Here is a 2,910-nt window from a genome sequence, read left to right as displayed (position 1 = left end):
GAAGGCTATGAATGCATCGGCCCGCAATGGCAAGACGAGGCCATTGTGTATGACACCCTGAGCCAGGTCGACCAGCTGCCCCGCGGCGTGCAGGTCAACCAGTATCCCGGTGAATATTGCGGCGAGATCCATGAGGGCAATGTCCGCTATTTCGCCTGGGCCAATGGTCCCCAGGCCCTGAAACCGTTTTTATTCGCGCCTCGCGAGACGCTCTGGCGCGTCCAGCGCGATAACGACGGGCGATTGCAGTTTGAATCGGCCACGCCAGAGACACCGAAACGGGCGATCTTCGGTGTCCGGGCCTGCGATCTGGCCGCCCTCGCGCTGCAGGACCGCCATTTTCTCGAAGGCGACTTTCCCGATCCGGCCTACGCCGCACGCCGCGAGAATCTCCTGCTGATTGCCGTTAACTGTTCGCATCCTGCTTCAACCTGTTTCTGTGCTTCCACCGGTGACGGGCCGGTGGCGAAGGCCGGTTATGATCTGGTGCTGGATGAACTGGATGACGGTTTCATGATCCAGGCCGGTACCGGGGAAGGCGAGGCGATCATGGCGCGGCTCAACCTGATCCCCGTAACCGACGGGCATCGAGAGGCGATCGAAATACAGCAGGAAAAGGCGCATGAACAGTTGAGGCAGGTTCCGGGGAAACAGTTGCGCGATGCACTGTTTGCCAATCTCGATCATGAGCGCTGGGACGAAGTAGCAGGGCGTTGCCTGTCCTGTGGCAATTGTACCTCGGTCTGTCCGACCTGCTTTTGTCACAGTGAAGAAGAACTGGCGCCGCTGGACGGCGGCAGCTCGGAGCATATACGCCAGTGGGATTCCTGTTTTACCGCCGGCCACAGTTATATCCATGGCCTGACCATTCGCCAGCAGACCCGCGAGCGTTATCGGCAGTGGCTGACGCATAAATTTGGCAGCTGGCACGATCAGTACGGACGCAGCGGTTGTGTCGGTTGCGGCCGCTGTATCGCCTGGTGTCCGGTCGGGATCGATGTGACCGAAGAGCTGCAGGCCATATGCGGGAGTGATGAAGCATGAGCTCGCCCTATCTGCCCCATGAAGCGGAAATCTTCGAGCGCCTGGAAGAAACCCCGCATATCTTTACCCTGCGTCTGCGCTTTACCGATCCCGACATCCATGCGCAGTATCGCTTCGAACCCGGTCAGTTCAACATGCTGTATGTATACGGCGTGGGCGAAGTGCCGATTTCGATCGTCTCCGACCCGCAAGACGAGCACGCCTACGATCATACGATCCGCCGTCTCGGACGGGTGACCAATGTGCTGGCCGGTTTGCAGGAAGGCGATCGCATCGGGGTGCGCGGCGCCTACGGTCGGGGCTGGCCGGTACAGCAGGCCGAGGGTAAGGATGTGGTATTGATCACCGGCGGGCTGGGTTGTGCCCCGGTGGTGTCGGTGATCAATTACGTGCTCAAGCGCCGGGATCGGTTTCGCCGATTGATCATTATGCAGGGCGTCAAGCATTCGGACGATCTGATCTGGCGCGAGAAATACGAAACCTGGAGCAAACAGGACAATACCCAGGTGGTCCTCGCGGCCAGCCAGGGCGGCGCCGGCTGGCCCTGGGCCACCGGCCATATCACCGAACTGGTCAGCGAGATCGATTTCGATCCGCAAAACTGCACGGTGATGATGTGCGGCCCGGAAGGGATGATGATCGCGGCGATCAAGGAACTGTTACCCCGTAACGTACCCGAGTCGTCCATTTGGCTGAGCATGGAGCGCAACATGCAGTGCGCGATCGGCCATTGCGGGCATTGCCAGCATGGCCCCAACTTTGTCTGCAAGGACGGACCGGTGTTCAGTTACCCGGAACTCAAACCGCTGCTGGGGATAAAGGGCTTCTGATATGAGTGATAAACCCACCATCAAACCCCGCGTGGCGGTGCACAAATTTGCCTCCTGCGACGGCTGCCAGCTGGCCTTTCTCAATGCCGGTGAAGCGTTGCTGACGTTATCGCAACAGGTCGAACTGGTGCACTTTGCCGAGGCGGGCCCGATGAATCCCGAAGCCCAGGTCGATATCGCCTTTGTCGAAGGCAGTATCTGCACAGCGCACGATGAACAGCGCATTCAGCGTATTCGTAAAAACAGCGGTTACCTGATTACCATCGGTGCCTGTGCCACCGCCGGGGGGTTGCAGGCTTTGCGTAACCTGGCCGATGGCAAACAGTGGCTGGCCGAGGTCTATGCCTCGCCGGAGTATGTTAACAGCCTGGCCACATCCACGCCGATCGCGCAACATGTCAAAGTGGACCTGGAGTTATGGGGTTGCCCGGTCAATGGCCGGCAGGTGATGGCGGCGATCCGTTCACTGTTACACGGCGCGGTCCCGGTGGTGGAACAGGACAAGGTCTGCCTGGAATGTAAACGGCAACAGAATGTCTGTGTCATGGTCACCAAGGGGGAACCGTGCATGGGGCCGGTGACCCGCACCGGCTGCGGCGCCATCTGTCCGTCGCTGGGGCGGGACTGCTATGCCTGTTACGGGCCGGCGGAGAACATCAACCCCGAAGCGCTGGGCGAGGAGTTTCGACAACTGGGCCTGTTGCCGGCGACCGTCGGGCGCCGTTTTCATTTTATCAACAGCGGTGTGGAGCCGTTTACCAGCGCCGGCCTGCGTTGGAAGCGGGATGAGTCATGAGCGAGCGACGCGATATCAACATCAATGTACCGGTACTGGCCCGGGTCGAGGGCGAGGGCGCGCTGGAACTGACCGCGAGCGCGGGAAAGATCGACGAGCTGCGGCTGCGTATCTTCGAGCCGCCACGCCTGTTTGAAAAGTTTCTCGAGGGACACAGCTACAGCGAAGTGCCGGACATGGTCGCACGCATCTGCGGCATCTGCCCGGTGGCCTATCAAATGAGCGCGGTGCAGGCGATCG

General features: G+C 60.2%; 3 protein-coding genes and 1 pseudogene. All 4 read left to right on the top strand.

What is annotated here, in order from left to right; translation table 11 throughout:
• On the top strand, positions 1-1,044 hold a 1,044-nt coding region (locus RI563_RS07055), incomplete at its 5' end, for a 4Fe-4S dicluster domain-containing protein (protein WP_310693662.1).
• The gene (locus RI563_RS07050; protein WP_310693661.1) at positions 1,041-1,874 is read left to right on the top strand and encodes an FAD/NAD(P)-binding protein; all 834 of its coding nucleotides are present in this window, start codon (positions 1,041-1,043) and stop codon (positions 1,872-1,874) included. The genes RI563_RS07055 and RI563_RS07050, both read left to right, overlap by 4 nt.
• A gap of 19 nt (positions 1,875-1,893) precedes the next feature.
• Positions 1,894-2,670: a sulfhydrogenase subunit delta gene (locus tag RI563_RS07045; protein WP_317622863.1), complete on the top strand. Its 777-nt coding sequence runs from the start codon at positions 1,894-1,896 to the stop codon at positions 2,668-2,670.
• A pseudogene (locus RI563_RS07040) lies at positions 2,667-2,910 on the top strand (Ni/Fe hydrogenase subunit alpha); the annotation flags it as partial. The gene RI563_RS07045 and the pseudogene RI563_RS07040, both read left to right, overlap by 4 nt.

It is taken from the genome of Thiohalophilus sp., assembly GCF_031581315.1.
GTDB lineage: Bacteria > Pseudomonadota > Gammaproteobacteria > UBA6429 > Thiohalophilaceae > Thiohalophilus.
Note: the sequence above shows the minus strand (reverse complement) of the source record. Positions and strands in the feature narration are given on the sequence as shown.